At 72.1% G+C, this 19807-nt stretch carries 17 protein-coding genes and 1 pseudogene; 10 read left to right on the forward strand and 8 right to left on the reverse strand.

Annotated features, from left to right (window positions below):
- Positions 1 to 44: 44 nt before the first annotated feature.
- Positions 45 to 722 (forward strand): TetR/AcrR family transcriptional regulator, encoded by a 678-nt coding sequence (locus ABIE67_RS27165; protein WP_370262586.1) that lies wholly within the window; start codon positions 45 to 47, stop codon positions 720 to 722.
- On the opposite strand, the gene ABIE67_RS27170 is transcribed toward ABIE67_RS27165, so the two are convergent.
- Positions 704 to 1597 carry a MaoC family dehydratase gene (locus ABIE67_RS27170; RefSeq protein WP_370262590.1) on the reverse strand — a complete coding sequence of 298 codons (894 nt, stop codon included), beginning with the start codon at positions 1595 to 1597 and terminating at the stop codon, positions 704 to 706. The genes ABIE67_RS27165 and ABIE67_RS27170 overlap by 19 nt on opposite strands.
- Complete coding sequence (locus tag ABIE67_RS27175; RefSeq protein ID WP_370262594.1) at positions 1597 to 2946, reverse strand: 3-oxoacyl-ACP reductase; 1350 nt, start codon at positions 2944 to 2946, stop codon at positions 1597 to 1599. Before ABIE67_RS27175 ends, ABIE67_RS27170 begins: the two co-directional genes overlap by 1 nt.
- 84 nt (positions 2947 to 3030) lie before the next feature.
- On the opposite strand from ABIE67_RS27175, the gene ABIE67_RS27180 reads away from it, so the two are divergent.
- The 3 genes from ABIE67_RS27180 to ABIE67_RS27190 all read left to right on the forward strand — a co-directional run bounded on the left by ABIE67_RS27180 (position 3031) and on the right by ABIE67_RS27190 (position 7823).
- The gene (locus ABIE67_RS27180; RefSeq protein ID WP_370262599.1) at positions 3031 to 4317 is read left to right on the forward strand and encodes an acetyl-CoA C-acetyltransferase; all 1287 of its coding nucleotides are present in this window, start codon (positions 3031 to 3033) and stop codon (positions 4315 to 4317) included.
- A gap of 290 nt (positions 4318 to 4607) precedes the next feature.
- Positions 4608 to 6536 carry a long-chain fatty acid--CoA ligase gene (locus ABIE67_RS27185; RefSeq protein ID WP_370262604.1) on the forward strand — a complete coding sequence of 643 codons (1929 nt, stop codon included), beginning with the start codon at positions 4608 to 4610 and terminating at the stop codon, positions 6534 to 6536.
- A gap of 150 nt (positions 6537 to 6686) precedes the next feature.
- Positions 6687 to 7823, forward strand: a complete 1137-nt coding sequence (locus tag ABIE67_RS27190; RefSeq protein WP_370262608.1) for a sugar ABC transporter substrate-binding protein — start codon at positions 6687 to 6689, stop codon at positions 7821 to 7823.
- Between the two features lie 292 nt (positions 7824 to 8115).
- Here ABIE67_RS27190 and ABIE67_RS27195 read toward each other — a convergent pair whose 3' ends face one another.
- On the reverse strand, positions 8116 to 9015 hold the full coding sequence (locus ABIE67_RS27195; RefSeq protein ID WP_370262613.1) for a LysR family transcriptional regulator: 900 nt from the start codon (positions 9013 to 9015) through the stop codon (positions 8116 to 8118).
- Between the two features lie 464 nt (positions 9016 to 9479).
- Here ABIE67_RS27195 and ABIE67_RS27200 point away from each other — a divergent pair.
- Positions 9480 to 10358 (forward strand): annotated as a pseudogene (locus ABIE67_RS27200) (FAD-binding protein); the annotation flags it as partial.
- On the opposite strand, the gene ABIE67_RS27205 reads toward ABIE67_RS27200, so the two are convergent.
- Genes ABIE67_RS27205 through ABIE67_RS27220 form a run of 4 tightly spaced genes read right to left on the reverse strand, consistent with a single transcriptional unit; the run spans position 10339 to position 12387 of the window.
- Positions 10339 to 11031 (reverse strand): class I SAM-dependent methyltransferase, encoded by a 693-nt coding sequence (locus ABIE67_RS27205; RefSeq protein WP_370262616.1) that lies wholly within the window; start codon positions 11029 to 11031, stop codon positions 10339 to 10341. The pseudogene ABIE67_RS27200 and the gene ABIE67_RS27205 overlap by 20 nt on opposite strands.
- A gap of 27 nt (positions 11032 to 11058) precedes the next feature.
- Positions 11059 to 11301 carry a hypothetical protein gene (locus ABIE67_RS27210; RefSeq protein ID WP_370262619.1) on the reverse strand — a complete coding sequence of 81 codons (243 nt, stop codon included), beginning with the start codon at positions 11299 to 11301 and terminating at the stop codon, positions 11059 to 11061.
- A gap of 25 nt (positions 11302 to 11326) precedes the next feature.
- A complete protein-coding gene (locus ABIE67_RS27215; RefSeq protein WP_370262623.1) occupies positions 11327 to 11650 on the reverse strand; it encodes an AzlD domain-containing protein in 324 nt (107 codons plus the stop codon).
- Positions 11647 to 12387 carry an AzlC family ABC transporter permease gene (locus ABIE67_RS27220; protein WP_370262628.1) on the reverse strand — a complete coding sequence of 247 codons (741 nt, stop codon included), beginning with the start codon at positions 12385 to 12387 and terminating at the stop codon, positions 11647 to 11649. Before ABIE67_RS27220 ends, ABIE67_RS27215 begins: the two co-directional genes overlap by 4 nt.
- Before the next feature lie 68 nt (positions 12388 to 12455).
- On the opposite strand from ABIE67_RS27220, the gene ABIE67_RS27225 reads away from it, so the two are divergent.
- Entirely contained in the window at positions 12456 to 13028 is a 573-nt protein-coding gene (locus tag ABIE67_RS27225; protein WP_370262632.1) for a helix-turn-helix domain-containing protein, read from the forward strand.
- 126 nt (positions 13029 to 13154) lie between these two features.
- On the opposite strand, the gene ABIE67_RS27230 is transcribed toward ABIE67_RS27225, so the two are convergent.
- Complete coding sequence (locus ABIE67_RS27230; protein ID WP_003992177.1) at positions 13155 to 13358, reverse strand: cold-shock protein; 204 nt, start codon at positions 13356 to 13358, stop codon at positions 13155 to 13157.
- 347 nt (positions 13359 to 13705) lie between these two features.
- On the opposite strand from ABIE67_RS27230, the gene ABIE67_RS27235 reads away from it, so the two are divergent.
- The 4 genes from ABIE67_RS27235 (at position 13706) to ABIE67_RS27250 (ending at position 19693) form a co-directional block, all read left to right on the forward strand.
- The gene (locus ABIE67_RS27235) at positions 13706 to 14554 is read left to right on the forward strand and encodes a menaquinone biosynthetic enzyme MqnA/MqnD family protein (RefSeq protein ID WP_370262638.1); all 849 of its coding nucleotides are present in this window, start codon (positions 13706 to 13708) and stop codon (positions 14552 to 14554) included.
- A gap of 89 nt (positions 14555 to 14643) precedes the next feature.
- The gene (locus ABIE67_RS27240) at positions 14644 to 16410 is read left to right on the forward strand and encodes a protein kinase (protein ID WP_370262641.1); all 1767 of its coding nucleotides are present in this window, start codon (positions 14644 to 14646) and stop codon (positions 16408 to 16410) included.
- 95 nt (positions 16411 to 16505) lie between these two features.
- A complete protein-coding gene (locus ABIE67_RS27245; protein WP_370262643.1) occupies positions 16506 to 18953 on the forward strand; it encodes a PQQ-binding-like beta-propeller repeat protein in 2448 nt (815 codons plus the stop codon).
- On the forward strand, positions 18953 to 19693 hold the full coding sequence (locus tag ABIE67_RS27250; RefSeq protein WP_370262646.1) for an A24 family peptidase: 741 nt from the start codon (positions 18953 to 18955) through the stop codon (positions 19691 to 19693). Before ABIE67_RS27245 ends, ABIE67_RS27250 begins: the two co-directional genes overlap by 1 nt.
- Positions 19694 to 19807: the final 114 nt, after the last annotated feature.

The following is a 19807-nucleotide window of genomic DNA, read 5'->3' on the forward strand; positions in this document are numbered from 1 at the left end:
GCGGCCGGGTGGGATCGCCCCTCCCGGCCCGTACGCTAATCGGCATGGGTGCCGTGAAGATCAAGCGGATGCCGCGCGCCGTCCGTGAGCAGCAGATGCTGGACGCCGCCGTGCGGACCTTCGGCCGGCGGGGGTACATGGCCGCGTCGATGGACGAGATAGCCGAACTCGCGGGCGTCTCCAAGCCGTTGGTGTACCTGTACCTGAATTCGAAGGAAGACCTCTTCACGGCCTGCATCCGGCGTGAGGCGGCCGCGCTCACCGAGGCCGTCCGTGCGGGCGTCCGGCGTGACGCGCCCGCCGACCGCCAACTCTGGGAAGGGCTGGGGGCGTTCTTCACACACACCGCGCAGAACCCGGACGGCTGGTCCGTCCTGCATCTTCAGGCCCGCACCCATGGCGAGCCGTTCGCCTCCGAGGTCGCGGCGATGCGCGCGGAGATCGTCGCGTTCGTGACGCAGCTGATCCTCGCGGCGGCACGGGAGGCCCATCGTGACCCCGACCTCCCGGAGAGCGAGGTCGCCGGGCTCGCCGAGGCCCTGGTCGGTGCCGCCGAGTCCCTTGCCGACTGGGCCAACGCCACGCCGGGTGTGACGGCGAGAGAGGCGGCGGCGACCTTGATGAACTTCTCCTGGGCGGGCCTCGGCAACCTCATGGGCGGCCGGCCGTGGTCCCCGGAGGCCGTGTCAGCTCAGGCCCCGTCTCACGAGACGAGCGGATAGACCTCTCCGGCCAGGTGGACGCGGTCCGCGCCGCCCCGCAGCTCGAACCGTCCGCCCCGCGCCGCGTACGTCACCGTCCCCGGCAGCAGCACCGGCGCCCTGAACTCGGCCTCCACCAGGGCCCTTTCCGGAGTGCCGTGCGCGGCGAGACAGCGGGCCACCGTCCACATGCCGTGGGCGATGGCGCGCGGGAAGCCGAACAGCCGGGCGGTGAGAGGGTGGAGGTGGATGGGGTTGCGGTCACCGGAGGCGGCGCCGTAGCGGCGGCCGATGTCCCCGGCGAGGCGCCAGTCGGCGACCGCGGGGAGCGGCTTCGGCGCCTCCGATGCCTTGGACGCATCGGACGACTTGGATGCGTCGGACGCTTTCGGCGACTTGGGTGGCTCGGCCCCGCGCGCGTCCGTCCGGTGCCGGGCGAGGTACCTGCTCCGCGACTCCCAGACGACGTCCTCCCCGTTCCGGACTTCGGTGACCACGACGGCCTCCGTCCCTCTCCGGTGCGGGACCAGACCGTCGACGTGCACGGACAGTTCGTACGCGCCCGTCGCCGTCAGCTGCTGGTGCCGGGTGATCCCGATGTGCGTGTGGACGAGCCCGAGCAGCGGCAGCGGGAACTCCCGTGCGCTCATCAGCCGCATGGCCAGCGGGAAGCCGAGGACGTGCGGATAGGTGATCGGCAGCGCGTCGTCGCCGGTCGCGAAGCCGCACACTCGCTCGTATGCCGCGAGCCGCGCGAGGTCGACGCGCAGGCCGGGCAGGACGAGCCGGGTCTGGGGGAACTCCGCGTCGGGGCGGGGCCGTTTGAAGGGGGAGAGCACAGCGCCCCGGGCGAGCAGCCCCGGCAGGGAGGGGGAGTCGGTCAGGACGGTCGTCATCACGCCCCCAGCAGGCTCTGGCCGCACACCCGGACGACCTGCCCGTTGACCGCGCCCGACCCCGGATGCGCCAGCCATGCCGTCGTCTCGGCGACATCGACCGGGAGCCCGCCCTGCGCGAGGGAGTTCATCCGCCGGCCCGCCTCACGGATGAAGAGAGGGACCGCGGCGGTCATCCTGGTCTCGATGAAGCCGGGGGCGACCGCGTTGACCGTCACCCCGTGCTCGGCGAGCGCACGCGGCGCGAGGGCGCGGACCAGTCCCACGATGCCGGCCTTGCTCGCGCCGTAGTTCGTCTGCCCGGCGTTCCCCGCCAGCCCCGCGATCGACGCCGTCGCCACGATCCGCCCGCCCCGCCGCAGCGTCCCGCTCTCCAACAGGGCGTCCGTCGTGCGCAGCACGCTCGCGAGATTGACGTCGAGCACCGAACTCCAGCGCTCGGCGGGCATGTTGACCAGGCGCCGGTCCCGGGTGATCCCGGCGTTGTGGACGAGGACGTCCAGCCCGTCGGGCAGCGCGGCGACGATGCGCTCGCCCGCGTCGGGGGCGGTGATGTCGAGGGCGAGGGCGGTGCCCCCGAGCCGGTCGGCCACGCGTCGGGCGTCCTGTTCGGCCTGGGGGACGTCGAGTACGACGACCCGGGCGCCGTCCCTGGCCAGCGTCTTGGCGACCGCCTCACCGATGCCGCGCGCGGCGCCGGTGACGAGGGCGGTGCGGCCGGTGAGGGGACGGTCGGGGTCCTTGAGGGAGCGGTCGAGATCGGCGGGCGCCCCGCCTTCGTCGTCGACACCACCGTCGTCGACACCATCGTCGTAGGCACCGACCTCGATCACCTGGCCGCTGACGTACGCCGACTTGGGGGAGAGGAGGAAGCTCAGGGTCGACCCGGCGGCGCGGGCGTTCGTCAGGCGTACGAGGTTGACGGTCCTGCCGCGCCCGATCTCCTTGCCGAGCGAGCGTGTGAAGCCCTCCAGGGCCTGCTGGACGGCGGCCTGGTGATGGTCGGCGGGGTCGAGGGGCGCGCCGAGGACGACGATCCGGCCGCTCGCGGCGACCGACCGCACGACGGGGTGGAGGGCCGCGTGCACCTCGGCGAGTGTCTCGACGTCCCGGACGCCCGTGGCGTCCAGGAGCACGGCGGTGGGCCTGTCGGAGGAGGCCGTCAGGTCGAGGCCCGCGTCCGCCGGCTCCAGCTCCGACTTGCCCGCCGTGAGGAGCAGCCGGTCTCCCTCCAGGGCGGGCCGCTCCGGTGACCAGCGTTTCAGCGCGGCGGGTTGCGGCAACCCCAGACGGCGGGTGAGGAAGCGGCCGGGTGCCGTGCCGGTGAAGGTCAGATAGCGGTCGGCCATGTACCACTCCCAGTGCGCTCCGGTGCTGACTCCGGAGTAAGGTTACCCGAGGTAAGTCCATGGTGACGTGAGGAGTGGGTGGAGATGAGCCCCGTGAAACCACCGGCGGTACGGCGCGTCGCGATCCTCGGCGGCAACCGCATCCCGTTCGCCCGCTCCGACGGCCCGTACGCCACCGCCTCCAACCAGGACATGCTCACGGCCGTGGTCGACGGCCTGGTCGAGCGGTACGAGCTGGGCGGTCCGGGCGCGGTCGGTGAACTCGTCGCCGGGGCCGTCCTCAAGCACAGCCGTGACTTCAACCTCGCCCGCGAGACCGTCCTCGGCTCGAAGCTGGACGCGCGCACGCCCGCCTACGACATCCAGCAGGCCTGCGGCACCGGCCTCCAGGCCGTCATCGCCGCCGCCAACAAGATCGCGCTCGGCCAGACCGAGTCGGCGATCGCCGGCGGCGCGGACACGGCCAGCGACGCGCCCCTCGGCGTCAACGACGAGCTGCGCCGCATCCTGCTGGAGGCGCGCCGGGCCAAGTCGCCGGTCGGGCGGCTCAAGGCGCTTGCTCGCGTACGGCCGACCCACCTCGTCCCCGACATCCCGCGCAACGCCGAGCCCCGCACGAAGCTCTCCATGGGCGAGCACGCCGCCGTCACCGCCCGCGCCTGGGGAATCTCGCGTGAGGCCCAGGACGAGCTGGCGGCGACGAGTCACCAGCGGCTGGCGGCGGCGTACGAACGCGGCTTCTTCCAGGACCTGGTCGTGCCCTTCCGAGGTCTGGCCCGCGACCAGAACCTGCGCCCGGGGTCGACACCGGAGAAACTGGCCGCGTTGAAGCCGGTGTTCGGACTGGACCGGCCCGACCCGACCATGACGGCCGGCAATTCGACGCCGCTGACGGACGGGGCGGCGGTCGTGCTGCTGGCGAGCGAGGAGTGGGCCGAGCGGCGGGGGCTGGAACCGCTGGCGTATCTCACCGCTCACGAGACGGCCGCCGTGGACTTCGTACGGGGTGATGTCGCGGGCGGCGAGGACGGGCTGCTGATGGCTCCGGCGTACGCGGTCCCGCGCATGCTGAAGCGCGCCGAACTGGGTCTGGCCGACTTCGACTTCGTCGAGATCCACGAGGCCTTCGCGTCCCAGGTGCTGGCCACGCTGGCGGCGTGGGAGAAGCGGGGACTGGCTCCCGTGGACCGCGCCCGCCTGAATGTGAACGGATCCTCCCTGGCCACCGGTCATCCGTTCGCGGCGACCGGCGCGCGGATCGTGGCGACGCTGGCGAAGTCGCTGGCGGAGCGGGGCGGTTCGGGGCGTGGGCTGATCTCCGTCTGCGCGGCCGGCGGGCAGGGCGTGACGGCGGTACTGGAGCGAGGGTGACGGCGGGTCCGGGGTGCAGGTGACGGTTGCCCTGGAGCAGAGGTAAGGAGAAGGTGAGACGAAGCTGAGGGGCCCTCACATAACCCCCGACGTTGCACATACCCGGCTCCGGACCGTCGCCGAACCCGCACAACCCCCACACGCGGGCGCCGTACGATCTCCTGCCTAACCAGCGGTAACCCTTTCCGCAGGCCTCCGCATGCCTCCGCAGGTGAACGCCACGGTGCGCGAGGCACGTACGTCATGCAGCAAGCAGTCTCGTCGCTGCACGCCCGCCGCAGGAGCCGCCCGTGTCCACCCCGCTTCCCTCCTTCGCCCCCTCGGCCGCGTTCGACGACGCCCCCGGGCCGAACCTGGTGCAGCCCGAAACGCGGCGGCTGGACGGGGCCGTACGGGAGGCGTACGTACCGCCGTTCGCGCCGCCGGTGACCCATGGGTCGCTCGCGGACCTGCCCTTCGACAACGCGGCCGCGGCCCCGGACGCCGTGGTCCTCAGCCGCAGGGACGCGGACGGGCGGTGGTCGGACGTGACGGCGGCGCAGTTCGCCGACCAGGTGCAGGCGGTGGCCAAGGGGCTGATCGCCGAGGGGCTGGTGCCGGGCGACCGGATCGCGATCATGGCGCGCACGACGTACGAGTGGACGCTCCTCGACTTCGGCGCGTGGGCGGCCGGTCTCGTCACGGTCCCGGTCTACCCCACCTCCTCCGTCTTCCAGACCCGCTGGATCCTCCAGGACTCGGGTGCGGTGGCCCTGGTCACGGAGACGGCGGCCCAGGCGGCCGCGCTCGGCCCCGAACTGGACCGCGTGCCCGACCTGCGCCACATGTGGGTGATGGAGAAGAGGCATGTGGAGCGGCTGGCGGAGCACGGTGCGCAGCAGCCGGACGGGGAGGTGGGCGTACGGCGCGGCATGCTGGTGCCGGACACGCTGGCGACGCTCATCTACACCTCGGGCACGACGGGCCGCCCCAAGGGCTGCGCGCTGACGCACGGCAATTTCTTCGCCGAGGTCGACAACGCGATCGAGCTGCTCTACCCGATCTTCAAGGCGAGGACGAGCGAAGAGGCGTCGGTGCTGCTCTTCCTGCCGATGTCGCATGTCTTCGGCCGCATGGTGGCGGTGGCGTGTATCCGGGCGCGGGTCCGCCTGGGCCACGCGCCGAGCCTGAAGGCGGACGACCTGCTGCCGGACCTGGCGGCCTTCCGGCCCACCTGTCTCCTCACCATCCCCTACATGCTGGAGAAGGTCTTCAACTCCGCCCGCGCCAAGGCCGAGACGGGCGGCCGGGTGTCGTCCTTCGACCGGGCGGCGTCCGTGGCCGAGCGCTACGGCGAGGCGCTGGAGGCCCGGGCGGCGGGCACGGGAGGCGGCCCGAGCACGGCGCTCAAGACGGCCCGCGCCTTCTACGACCCCCTGGTCTACCGCCGTATCCGCAACGCGATGGGCGGCCGCGTGCGGTACGCGATCTGCGGCGGCTCCCCGCTCGGCCGCCGACTGGCCGCCTTCTACACCGGCGCCGGCATCGAGATCTACGAGGGCTACGGCCTGACCGAGACGACCGGCGCCGCGACGGTCACCCCGCCCCTGAAGCCCCGCCTGGGAACGGTGGGCTGGCCCCTGCCCGGCACCCGCATCCGTATCGCGGCCGACGGCGAGATCCTCATCGCCGGCGACCAGGTGCTGCGCGGCTACTGGGACCCGTCCGCGGGCGGCGTGGTCCCCGCGGCGGCGGACGGCTGGCTGCCGACGGGCGACATCGGCGCCCTGGACGACGAGGGCTACCTGACGATCACCGGCCGCAAGAAGGAACTCCTCATCACCGCGGGCGGCAAGAGCGTGGCCCCGGCCCCCCTGGAGAACTGGCTCCGCTCCCACCCCCTGATCTCCCAGTGCATGGTCCTGGGCGACCGCCGCCCCTACGTCTCCGCCCTGATCACCCTGGACATGGACGGCGTGAGCCACTGGCGCCGGATGAACGGCAAGCACCCCGTACCCGCCGAACTCCTCGTGAACGACGACGAGCTGAGGGCCGTCCTTCAGCGCGCGATCGACGAGGCCAACAAGCTGGTCTCGCGCCCCGAGTCCATCCGCCGCTTCGCGATCCTGCCGACGGACTTCACGGAGATGAACGGCCATCTGACGCCGTCGATGAAGCTGCGACGGGAGGCGGTCATGCGGGACTTCGCGGGGGAAGTCGAGGGGCTGTACGAGAAGTAGTGGCCAGTACTGGCGAGTACGGGAAACGGTTGTCGTCTCGTTACGACAACTGCTTGACGTGACATGCCGTGGCCGCGTTGGCTACCGCCACCCGGGTTTGCCGCCGCCCAGGTCAGCACAGCCGCTCCCCCCGCTCGGAAGGCACCAGTAGTGAACGCTCGTACCCCCCACGCCCCCGCTGTACGCCGTATCGCGATAGCCCTCGCCGCCTCCGCCTCGGCGCTGTCGCTCACGGCATGCGGTGTCGTCGACGGTCTCGGGGGCGGTGACAGCTCCGCGTCGCCGAAGAAGGGCGACGACATCACGGTGGGTCTCCTGCTGCCCGACAAGGAGACGGCGCGCTTCGAGAAGTTCGACTACCCGCTCATCAAGAAGGAAGTCGGCGCCCTCACCGACGGCAAGGGCAAGCTCGCCTACGCCAACGCCGAAGCGAGCCCCGACAGACAGAGCCAGCAGTTCCAGCAGATGATCGACGACCGGGTGGACGTGATCCTGGTGGACGCGCTGGACGCCAAGGGCATCGCGTCGGACGTGCAGAAGGCGAAGGACGCCGGTATTCCCGTTATCGCCTACGACCGGCTCGCGGAGGGCCCGATCGACGCGTACGTCTCCCACGACAACGAACTCGTCGGTGAGGTGCAGGGCCGCGCCCTGGTGGAGGAGCTCGGCTCGAAGGCCGCGTCCAGCAAGATCGTCATGATGAACGGCGACCCCGCCGACCCGAACACGGACCGGTTCAAGAGGGGCGCGCTCGAGGAGCTCGAGGGCGAGGTGAAGATCGTCAAGAAGTACGACACCGACAAGTGGTCGCCCGAGGTCGCCAAGGCGAACATGGAGAAGGCGATCGCCGCCATCGGGCTGAACAACATCGCCGCCGTCTACTCGGCGAACGACGGCATGGCGGGCGCCGTCATCGACGCCTTCAAGGAGGCGGGCGCGAGCAAGATCCCGCCGGTGACCGGGCAGGACGCGAACCTGGACGCGGTGCAGCGGATCGTCGCGGGCGAGCAGTTCATGACGGTGTACAAGTCCTTCCTGCTGGAGGCCACCAACGCCGCCAAGATGGCCGTGTACAAGGTCCAGGGGCGTGACATCGAGTTCGACGCGCTGACCCAGGACTCGGTCGACAGCCCGACCAACAAGGACATCCCGGCGCAGCTGGTCGCCGTGGTCGCCCTCACGCGGAACAACATCGAGGAGACGGTGATCCAGGACCACGTCTACACCGTCAAGCAGATCTGCACCCCCGAGTACGCGGCGGACTGCGCGGCGATCGGGCTGAAGTAGCCGCGAGGGTCCCTGGAGCCGGCCGGAGTCCCTGGAGCCTGCCGGAGTCCCCGGAGTCTGGCGGAGCCTGCCGGAGTCCTCGGAGCCGGCCGGAGTCCCTGGAGCCGGCCGGAGTCCCTGGAGCCTGCCGGAGTCCCTGGAGCCTGCCGGAGTCCCCGGAGTCCCCGGAGTCTGGCGGAGCCGGCCGGAGTCCCTGGAGCCGGCCGGAGTCCCCGGAGTCTGGCGGAGCCGGTGCCGGAGACCTCGGAGACCCCGGAGGCCGGCGGAGTCTCCGAAGTCCCCGGAGCCGCCCTCAGCCCCGCCCGGCCCGGCGGTGGCTCTCCACCAGGTCCGCGAAGGCCCGGGCCGGTGGGCTGAGCGCGTCCCAGCGGCGGACCGCCCAGCCCACGGGCAACGGGCGCAGGTCGGGCAGGGGGATCAGACGCAGGGCGCCTTCCCCCGGGACGGGCAGCCCCGGCAGCGCGGGCAGAACCGCCCGCCCGACCCCCAGCTCGGCCAGCAGCAGCGCCGTGTCCCAGTCGGCGACGCTCGTGTCGTGCGCGAGACGGACGCCCAGCTCCGCGCAGGCGGCGTCCAGATGGGCCGCCGAGGCGGAGTTCGGCGGCAGCCGGATCAGCCGTACGTCACGCAGGTCGGCGCCGGCGTCGACGTACGGCCGCCGCGCCAGCGGATCGTCGGCCCGCACCGCCAGCACCCACGGCAGCTCCACCACCGGCCGCTGCTCGATGCCGCGCACCGGCGGGCCGAGGGTGATCCAGGCCAGGTCGAGCGTGCCGTCGGTCAGCGCGTCGAAACTGCCCCGGCCCGAACTGACCGTGCGGAACTCCAGGTTGACCTGGGGATGCCGCCGCCGGTACGCGACGACCGCCTCCGACATGAAGTGCCGTACGGTCGTCGCCCCGGTCGCCACCCGCACGTACCCGCTCTCGCCGGCGACGAGATCCCGCAGCTGCCGTATCGCCAGATCCAGCCCGGAGATCCCCTCGGCGGCGGCCGCCTCCAGCACCCGGCCGGCCTGCGTCGGCACGACCCCGCGGGGCTGCCGCTCCAGCAACGCGACCCCGGTCTCCCGCTCCAGCCGCTTCACGTGCTGGCTCACCGCCGACTGCGTGCACCCCAGCTCCCGGGCCACCGAACTCAGGCTCCCTGCCCGGCACACGGCCACGAACACACGCAGGTCATCAAGGGTCATGACCTCTAAGTTAACGCTTGGGGACAGCGACAAATCCCAAGGATTGACTGGGCTTTGACCGATGTACGACGATTCTCGACGGGCCCGGGCGGCAACCCGCTCCCCACCCTCGCCGGAGTCCGGACCAAGGCGGGGGAGGGAGCGGGTGCCGACCCAAAGCGTCGACCAGGGCCGTTCAACTGCCCTGCGGCGCACTTGACTTCACAACGGCACCGCGTCACATTCGCATTTCTGACACCTCCTCAGAAATGTGGCGTCGTCCAGGCGGGAGCAGCCTCCATGAGCACCTCCATGACCTCCAGCGTGCCCCCTTCCCGAAGACACGTTCTCGCCGCGGGCGCCGCGGGCACGGCGTCGGCTCTCGGGCTCACCGCCCTGTCCCCGTCAGCCGCTCACGCGGCCGACCTGCCCGTCCTCGGCACCTACGACGTCGTCGTCATCGGCTCCGGAGCCGCCGGCATGAGCGCTACCAGCGCCAGCCCATCGGCACGGACTGGACGGTCGGCGCCAAGGAGAACACCGGCGACGGCATCCGGGCGGGACAGCGGCTCGGCGCCGCGCTCGGCCTCATGGACGACGCCTGGTGGGGCCCGGCGATCCCGCTCCCCGGCCAGCCGTACTTCTGCCTCGCCGAACGCACCCTCCCCGGCGGTCTGTTGATCAACGCGGCCGGATCCCGGTTCGTCAACGAGGCCGCCCCCTACAGCGATGTCGTCCACACGATGTACGACGTCCACGACACGAGCCCGGCCATCCCGTCCTGGCTGATCGTCGACCAGAACTACCGCAACCGGTTTCTCTTCAAGGACGTCCTGCCGACCCTGCCCCTGCCCGCCGACTGGTACGGCTCGGGTGCCGCGCACAAGGCCTGGACCCTGGATGCGCTCGCCGGCTCGATCGGCGTCCCGGCGACGGCCCTGCGCACCACCGTGGACCGCTTCAACTCCCAGGCGCGGCGCGGCAAGGACCCCGACTTCCACCGGGGCGACAGCGCCTACGACCACTACTACACGGACCCGTCCGTCCTCCCGAACTCCTGCCTGGCCCCGCTCTGGCTTCCCCCGTACTACGCCTTCCGTATCGTCCCCGGCGACCTCGGCACCAAGGGCGGCCTCGTCACGGACGCCCGCGCCCGCGTGCTGCGGGAGGACGGCTCGGTGATCCGGGGGTTGTACGCCGCCGGCAACGCGAGCGCGGCGGTCATGGGGCGCAGCTACGCGGGCGCGGGCTCGACGATCGGTCCGGCGATGACGTTCGGGTACATCGCGGCGAGGGACGTCGCCGGGAGTCTCCAGGCGGGGGCAGACCGGGCCCGGGCGGGCGTCACGCGGGCTTTCGGGTGATCAGGAACGCCTGCGGTGACGTCTCGTCGAGCGCCGGGTCCGGTTCGCGGACCGTCCGGGAGACGAGGGCGAAGCCGGCCGCCGTCAGCAGGTCGGCGATGTCCTCGGGCCGGCGACGCTGGAAGGTAAGCGAGACCGGGTGCCCCCAGGGCCGGTCGTGATGCCGGTGTTCGTCGCCGGCCTGGAAGGCGACGAGCAGGGGTGCGCCGGGCGCCAGGACGCGGTGGAACTCGGCGAAGAGGGCCGGGAGCCGCTCCACGGGGGTGTGGATGGAGGAGTAGAAGGACAGGGCACCGGCCAGCGTGCCGTCCGGGAGATCCAGCTCCAGCATCGAACCCTGCTCGAAACGGATTTCCGGGTTCTCGCGACGGGCGATCGCGAGCATCGACTCCGACAGGTCGAGCCCGAACACGTTCAGCCCCAGCGCGGCGAGGCGCCCGGTCGTCCGGCCGGGACCGCACCCCAGGTCGGCCACCAGCCCGTTCCCGCCGACTCCGTTCCCGCCGGCTCCGCCCCCGTCGACTCCGTTCCCTTTGACGAGTTCGGCGAACACATTCAGCAGCGCCCGCTCCAGCGGCCTGTTCGCGAGCTCGTCCTGGAAGAGCGTCGCGTAGTCCTCGGCGATGGCGTCGTAGAAGGTGCGGGTGGTGGTCAGGAAGTCGGAGTCGGTCATGGCCGGGGACCCTAGCGAAGGCGTCGGCTACTCGGTTCCGTCCCGCTCCTCGCCCGTCTGTATCCGGCCACCGCCGATCGCGGTGCCGACGGCGATACCCAAGCCCATGCCCAGGGCCAGCCCGAGCCCCAGGTTGTCGAAGACGAACATGCCGAACACGATGCCGATGCTCGTACCGAGGGCGAGACCGACCGAAAGGCCCCTCGCCAGTTTGCTGTCGGCGGGAGTCCCGCCGTCTTCCCCGTGGTGGTGCTCATCACTGCTGGTCATCCGGTCATGCTCCCATGGGGGCCCGTCACGCCACCCCCATCGCCCGCAGCACCGCGGTGGCCACGGCCGCCCCCAGCACGATCACCGGGAACGGCGCCCGCCGCCACGCCAGTACGCCGCCCACCAGCACCCCGGCCGGCCGCGCCCAGCCCGCGAAGCCGTCGCCCTCGGTCAGCGCCCCCGTCGCCAGCAGCGCGACGAGCAGCACCACCGCACCCGCCGCCAGCAGTTCCTGGACCCGCGCGGGCAGCTCCACCCGCCCGTGCAGCGCCGGGCCGACGAGCCGGAAGGCGTACGTCCCCACCGCCAGCGCCAGGATCACGGCGACCGTCCCCGCCGTACCGGTCATGAGGCACCGTCCTTCCTGCCGTGAGAGTGGTGTGAGCCGCGAGCACCGGACGAGCCGTACGCGACGAGTCCCGCGAGCGCGAGCAGCACCGGCACGCCCGCCGGGACGGCCGGTGTCACGGCCAGGGCGAGGGCGGCGCCCAGGAGGGCCGCTCGGCGTACGGCGGAGTCCTTGCGCAGGGTGGGCAGGACCAGCGCCACCAGGACCGCGGGGAAGGCGGCGTCCAGGCCGTAGGTCGCCGTGTCGCCCAGCGCGGTTCCGGCGAGCGCCCCGGCGAGGACGCCGGTGTTCCAGGCGACGAACAGACCGAGTCCGTTCACCCAGAACGCGGCCCGGCGTCGTGCCGGATCCGGCTGGGCGAGGGCGAAGGCCACCGTCTCGTCGGTCACCAGGTGCGCGCCGAGGAGACGGGCGAGGCGGCCCCGGCCGAGGATGTCCGCCACGGCCAGGCTGAAGGCCGCCGTGCGCGTGTTGAGGAGCAGCCCGGTGGCCGCCGCGGCGAGGGGCCCGCCCCCGGCCAGCAGCAAGCCGACCGCGCTGAACTGGGCCGAGCCCGCGTACACGACCAGCGACATCACCACCGGCACCCATACGGGCAGCCCGCCGGCCACCGAGATCGCGCCGAAGGAGACGCCGACGACGCCGCTGGCCAGCCAGACGAGTGAGCTGTCGCGGATCAGGGCTGTGTCGAGGGAGTCGAGGGACGTGCCCAAGGGTGTTCGGAGTAGCGAACGCATGTTTTCTACAATGGACAGCAAGAGAAGTGTTCGTCAAGGCGAACGAGCGTACCGATGGAGCGAACGCCATGTCCGACACAGCGCCCCCGCCCTCCCGCCTGCCCCTCGACTGGATCGCGGCGTCCCTGCGGCGCGAGCGCAACCGGGCCGGGCTGTCCCTCTCCGAGCTGGCCAAACGGGCCGGGATCGCCAAGTCCACGCTCTCCCAGCTGGAGGCGGGCAGCGGGAATCCCAGCGTGGAGACCCTGTGGGCGCTGGGGGTCGCGCTCGGCGTGCCCTTCAGCGCGCTCGTGGAACCGCCCGCGCCGGCGGTCCAGGTCATCCGGGCGGGGGAGGGGCCCACGGTCGCTTCCGAGCGGGCGGACTACGTGGCCACCCTGCTCTCGGCCAGCCCGCCCGGCGCCCGCCGGGACATCTACCACCTGCGCGCGGAACCCGGGGCCGCCCGGGAATCGGAGCCGCATATTCCGGGGTCCGTGGAGCATCTGATCGTCTCCACGGGGCGGCTGAGGGCGGGGCCGCGGGAGGAGGCGGTGGAGCTGGGGCCCGGGGACTACATGACGTATCGCGGGGATGTGCCGCACGCGTACGAGGCGCTGCTGCCCGGGACGACGTTCGTGCTGGTCATGCAGCACGTGTGAGCTGGTCGCGCGGGGCGTGAGGAAAGGCAGGTGAGAAAGGCAGGAGCCCCATTGCCTTGCGGCACGGGGCTCCTTGGGTACTGCTATCTGTTCCGGATCAAAGCACCAGGCTCCGAGACCGAAGACTCAGACCGGGGTGACGTTCTCCGCCTGAGGACCCTTCGGGCCCTGCGTCACGTCGAAGGAGACCTGCTGGTTCTCCTCCAGCGAACGGAAACCGCTCGCGTTGATCGCGGAGTAGTGAACGAAGACGTCGGGGCCGCCGCCTTCCTGGGCGATGAAGCCAAAGCCCTTTTCGGCGTTGAACCACTTCACGGTTCCGGTAGCCATAAGCCCTCCTTGGGCCCAAAGGGTTGCCCTGCTCCAGAACCCTGCAAGTGTGAAAACAAGATGCCGCACAACTGCATACGTCTGAAAACGACGAGAGCCCGCGGTCACATGCTCCGCAGGCTCTGTACTGCAAGGGAAACCAAACTGCAACTTGCGGCGAGCCTAGCACGCGGGCAGCCGAAAGCAATAGAGGTCAAGATCACGTCACTCGGATGTTTGAAGATCGAGTGTCGGCTTGACGGAAAGATCCCGTGTCGGCTCGACGAGGCGGGGGTTAAGGGCGGTTGTGACGCAGGTGTCACGACCCTGAAGGCTGCACGCTACCCCATGGGGTCTAGTGTCGCGATGTGGACAATTCTCGCACCCGGCCACGCGTAGGCCACATCCAGTTCCTCAACTGCCTGCCCCTGTACTGGGGGCTCGCGAGAACGGGCACGCTCCTCGACTTCGAGCTGACCAAGGACACCCCGGAGAAGCTCAGCGAGCAGCTCGTGCGGGGCGACCTCGACATCGGGCCGATCACCCTCGTCGAGTTCCTGCGCAACGCCGACGACCTGGTCGCCTTCCCCGACATCGCGGTCGGCTGCGACGGCCCCGTGATGTCCTGCGTGATCGTCTCGCAGGTCCCGCTGGACGAACTGGACGGCGCCCGGGTGGCCCTCGGCTCCACCTCGCGCACCTCGGTGCGCCTGGCCCAGCTGCTGCTCGCCGAGCGCTACGGCGTCCGCCCCGACTACTACACCTGCCCGCCCGACCTCAGCCTGATGATGCAGGAGGCGGAGGCGGCCGTACTCATCGGAGACGCGGCGCTGCGGGCCAACCTCCTCGACGGCCCGCGCTACGGCCTCGAAGTGCACGACCTCGGCTCGCTCTGGAAGGAGTGGACCGGTCTGCCCTTCGTCTTCGCGGTCTGGGCGGCGCGCCGGGACTACCTGGAGCGCGAGCCCGTCATCACCCGCAAGGTCCACGAGGCCTTCCTCGACTCCCGCAACCTCTCCCTGGAGGAGGTCGGCAAGGTCGCCGAGCAGGCGGCCCGCTGGGAGTCCTTCGACGAGCGGATCCTGGAGCGGTACTTCACGACCCTCGACTTCCGCTTCGGCGGCCCGCAGCTGGCGGCGGTCGCGGAGTTCGCGCGGCGGGTGGGGCCGACCACGGGATTCCCGGCGGATGTGAAGGTGGATCTGCTGCAGCCCTGAGGGCCGGGGCGGATCCGCACTAACCTGCTGGAGAGTTTTACCTGCGGATGAGCCGTACGGGGGAAGGCACGGGGGAAGGGTGGACGCCGATGCAGCCGCTCGGAGTTGACGAGCCCACCGTCATCGGGCCGTACCGGCTGCTCGGCCGGCTCGGCTCCGGCGGCATGGGGCGGGTGTACCTGGGGCGCAGCGCGGGCGGTCGTACGGTCGCCGTCAAGATCGTGCACCCGCACTTCGCACTGGACGAGGAGTTCCGCGCCCGCTTCCGCCGGGAGGTGGAGTCGGCGCGGCGGGTGGGCGGCGCGTGGACGGCGCCCGTGCTGGACGCGGATCCGGAGGCGGCGGTGCCGTGGGTGGCCACGGGCTATGCGGCGGGTCCTTCGCTGTCCGCCGCGATCGCCGACTCGGGCGCGCTGCCTCCCCATTCCGTACGGGCGCTGGCGGCCGGGCTGGCCGAGGCGCTGGCGGCCGTGCACGAACTGGGGCTGGTGCACCGGGACGTGAAGCCGTCGAACGTCCTGCTCACGCTGGACGGCCCCCTGCTGATCGACTTCGGCATCGCCCGGGCCACGGACGGGACGGCCTCCCTGACGTCGACCGGCGTCTCCATCGGCTCCCCCGGTTACATGTCGCCCGAACAGATCCTGGGCAAGGGCATCACGGGAGCGGCGGACGTCTTCTCGCTGGGCGCGGTGCTGGCGTACGCGGGGACCGGGGCGCCGCCGTTCTCCGGGGACTCGTCGGCGGCGCTGCTGTACAAGGTCGTGCACGAGGAGCCCGAACTCGGTCCGCTGGACGGCGAGATGCGGGAGCTGGTGGAGGCCTGCCTGGCCAAGGAGCCGGGGGCGCGGCCCGCCCCGGGTGAGGTGGCGCGGCGGCTCGCTCCGGACGGGGCGGCCCGGCTGGTGGCGGGCGGGTGGCTGCCGGGTGGGCTGGTCGAGCAGGTCAGCCGCAGTGCGGTGCAGCTGCTGAATCTGGATGCCGTCGACACCGGGGCGGGGGCCGCTTCGGGGCCGGTGGCCTTCAGTCGGCCGGCGGCTGTGGGGGAGTTCGGGCCGCCGCCCGTGATGCCGGTGGGTGGCGCGGCCGCAAGTGGTACGCCCGTGAGCGGTGCGCCGGTGAGTGGTGCGCCCGTGAGCGGTGCGTCTGTGTCTGTGCCGCCCGCCGTCGTACCCGAACCTCGCGATGCCGTGCCCGGGCCGCGCGATGCCGTGCCCGGGCCGCGCGATGCCGTATCGCGGGACACGCCGCCCGCGTCCGGTGACCGCGCCGGGAAGCTCTCGCTCTCGGTCGCGGCGGCCTCGGCGCCGGGGGAGGGCGGCCGGGGGCGCAGGCTGAGCTGCACCGTGGCGCTCGCGGTGGCGGGGGCGTTGGCCGCGGTGACGGTGGGGTCCGTGTTCGTGTTCGAGCTGTTGCCGGGCGGAGGTCAGGACACCAGCGCGGGTTCCGATGTCCCCCCGCCCGCAGCGCCGGGCGACGGCGTCTCCGGCGCACCGCTTGAACACGACGTGCCCGACCGCTATCTCGGAACCTGGGAGGGCAAGGCCACCGCCCTGAACGGCGGCCTGCCCGCCGGCACCTTCCGGCTCACCGTGCACAAGGCCGACGTGGGCGGGGAGTTGGGCACCCTCCGGGCTACGGACCTGCTCGGTCTGGCCTGCAACGACGTACTCACCCTGAAGAAGGTGACGGCGAAGGAACTCGTCGTGACGTCCGTGGGCCGGAAGACCAACCACGCCGGCTGCAACCCGAAACCGCACACCGTCCGGATCACGCCGACGGGTGACGACCTGCTCTACCGCTCGGAGAGCGACGCGGAGGGGAATCCCGAGGCGCGGTTGTCGAAGGTCGAGTAGGGGGTCGTCCCGAGGCCGAGGCGCGGTGCCAACTCCCCTGGCTGCGCTTACTACTGTGTCTCCTCACGCGAGCACGCCGACGGGGGAGGCCCACCATGGAGACACTGCAACCGGACGATCCTCGGGAGTTGGGCAGATACCGGCTGCTGCGCAGGCTCGGTGCCGGTGGCATGGGGCGCGTCTATCTGGCCCGGTCTCCCGGTGGCCGCACCGTCGCGGTGAAGGTGGTCCGCCCGGATCTGGCGGCGGACGCCGACTTCCGGGAACGCTTCCGGCACGAGGTCGACATAGCCAAGGCGGTCTCCGGACGCTACACGGCCCCCGTCGTGGACGCCGACCCGGACGCCGCGCTGCCCTGGCTGGCGACGTCGTACGTCCTCGGTCCCGACCTCACCGACGTGGTCGCCGCGCACGGCGCGCTGCCGGAGCGCACGGTCCGCGCGCTCGGCGCGGGGCTCGCGGCCGCCCTCCAGGAGGTCCACGCGGCGGGCCTGATCCACCGCGATCTCAAGCCGTCGAACGTCCTGCTGGCCGCCGACGCCCCGCGGGTCATCGACTTCGGCATCGCGCGTGCGGTGGACGGAAGCCGTATGACACAGACGGGAGTTGTGGTCGGCTCCCCCGGTTACATGCCGCCGGAGCAGGCCCTGGGGCAGGACGTGGGCCCGGCCGGTGACGTCTTCTCGATGGGCGCGGTGCTGGCCTTCGCCGCGACCGGGCGCAGCGCCTTCGGTGACGGGGCCGCCTCGCACGCGGCACTGCTCTACCAGGTCGTACACGGGGAGCCGGACCTGGCGGACGTACCGCCGTCGCTCCTCGGCCTCGTCCGTGCCTGTCTGCTGAAGGACCCGGCACAGCGGCCGGCGCCCGCAGAGATCGTCGCGGCCCTGGCGCCGCAGGGCCTCGAAGGGGTCCTGAGCGACTGGCTGCCGTCGGCCGTCGCGTCGACCATCGCCACGCACGCGGCGGGAATCCTGGACCTGGAGGCACCGGAGCAGCCGCCGGCGGGGGCCTCCTTCGGGCCGGCCCCGGCGGTCGGGGTGGCGGCGGGCGCTTCGGGATCGGGGTACGGGTACCCGTCGGCGCCGGGGGCCGGGGATTCCGGGTCCGGGGCGCCCGCGCCGGGCTATGGCACCCCTGCTCCTGGACACGGCACCCCTGCTCCGGGATACGGGGCCCCTACTCCTGGCTATGGCACCCCTACTCCTGGCTACGGCGCCCCCACCCCGGGATACGGCTATCCGCCCGCCCCCGGCCACGACACCCCGCAGCCCGGCACGGTCCAACTGGGCTCTCCCCAGGCCGGTTCCCCCGCCACCGCCTCCCGCCGCCGCGCCCTCGGCCTCGCGCTCGGCGGTGCGGCGGCGGTCGCGGTGGTGGGCGGGGGCGCGGCGGTGTGGCTCGGGCGGGAGACCGAGGCGTCCGGCGGAGCGACGGGGGAGAGCGGCGCGGGTGGTCAGGGCGGTTCGGCCGAGCCCGCCGCGGAGAACTTCACGACCCCGCCGGCCGGAGTCGCGCCCCAGCCGCTGTGGCGCAGGACGGTCGCGGAGGACAGCACCAACCCCGACGTTCCGCTCCTCGTCCACGACGGCCTGCTCCTGGTCAGCGGCGACCCGCTGGTGGCGTACGACGTGAAGACGGGCAAGCCCCGCTGGTCCAAGCCGGAGATCTGCCGCCCCGGTGCCCCGCTGCTCTTCCACGGCGGCAAGGTCTTCCTGGCCGACGGCGACTACGACGGCGTACTCGTCGCCTACGACGTGACGACCGGCAAGGAAGCCTGGCGCAGCCGGCTCGGCAAGCAGTTGAACGTCGAGGACCCGCTCGCCATCGACGACCAGCACGTGTACGTCACGGCGACCGACTACAGCGACTCCAAGAGCGCCACCGACTACCGCACCGCGGTCGCCGCGATCAGCCACGCCACCGGGAAGACGGCATGGGTGCAGAAGCGCGACTGGGGCACCGACGACTACGACGTGCAGGGCACGGCCTCCGGCAAGTACCTCGTCTACACCGACTCCAAGTTCAACCTCACCGTCCGCGACACCGCCACCGGCAGGCAGCTGTGGACCAAGAAGATCGGTGACGACTGGAGTTGGCGGCCCACGGTCGCGAACGGGCTGGTCTTCCTGCCGGGCGACAAGCTCAGGGCCGTGGACGTGGACACGGGCACCACCGTCTGGACCCTGGCCCCCAACGGCCGCCGCGGCTTCAAGAACCCGACCGTCGTCGACGGCGTCCTCTACGCGAGCGACTACGACGACGGCGTCTGGGCGGTGAACGTGAAGACCGGCAAGCGGATCTGGCTCTGCGACGAACTCGGCGTCGAGGGCCCGGAGACGTTCCGGAAGGCCGGCACGACCCTCTACGGTGCCACCGGCTCCCTGGACGGCGGCGTGGTCGCCCTCCAGACCAGGACCGGCAAGCTGCGCTGGACCTTCACCACCAGCGAGTACCACGGCGACACCTGGCAGATCGCCCTGGCCGGCAACCGTCTGATGGTGACGAACGGTCCGGCGATCTACGGGCTGCCGGCCGTCTGATGAGCACGAGCACGGGTCTGCTGGTCCTGGTCGCCGCGCTGTGGGGTGCGGGTGCGGGGGTGCTTCTGCCTCGGGCCGCCTATCGCTTCTCCGTGCCGGACGAGGAGGAGGGGTGGCGGGACCGTTGTCCGGCCGGGCACCCGATCGGTGGCTGGCTCGGGCGGGCCCGGTGCGGGGAGTGTGCGGGCGGGCAGGCGTACGGGCCCGGCGCGGCCCTCCTGGCCACCGTCACCGCCCTCGTCTGCGCCGCCCTCGCCGCCGCCACCGACACCCGTCCCGAGCTGGGCGTCTGGCTGCTGCTGGCGCCCGTCGGCGTACTGCTCACGGTCGTCGACTTCCGGGTACGGCGGCTGCCCAACCCGCTGACCCTCACGTCGGCGGTCGCCGTGCCGGCGCTGCTCGGCCTGGTCGCCCTCGTCCCCGAGCACGCCGGTGACTGGCCCACCGCCCTGTGGGCCACGCTCGCGCTCGGCGCCGGCTACTACGTGCTGTACCGGATCAACCCCGGCGGCATGGGCTTCGGCGATGTGAAGCTGGCGCTGGGCGCGGGGGCGGTGCTGGGGTGGTACGGCTGGTCGACGGTGATGCTCGGCACCTTCGCCGGGTTCCTGTTCGGGGCGCTGTACGGCTGGGCGCTGGTCATCCTGCGGCGGGCCGGACGCAAGACGGCGATCCCGTTCGGGCCGTTCCTGATCGGCGGGGCGTTCGTGGGGTTGCTGATCGGGGCGTACGCGGCGTGACCGGGGGCGAGCACGGGGCGGGGCGAGCACGGGGCGGGGGCGCGGCCGACGTCCGTGACCCGAAACGCCTGGCGTAGGCTGGTTCGGTCCGTCCAACTCCTTGACGAAAGGCAC

It is taken from the genome of Streptomyces sp. V4I8 (genome assembly GCF_041261225.1).
GTDB lineage: Bacteria > Actinomycetota > Actinomycetes > Streptomycetales > Streptomycetaceae > Streptomyces.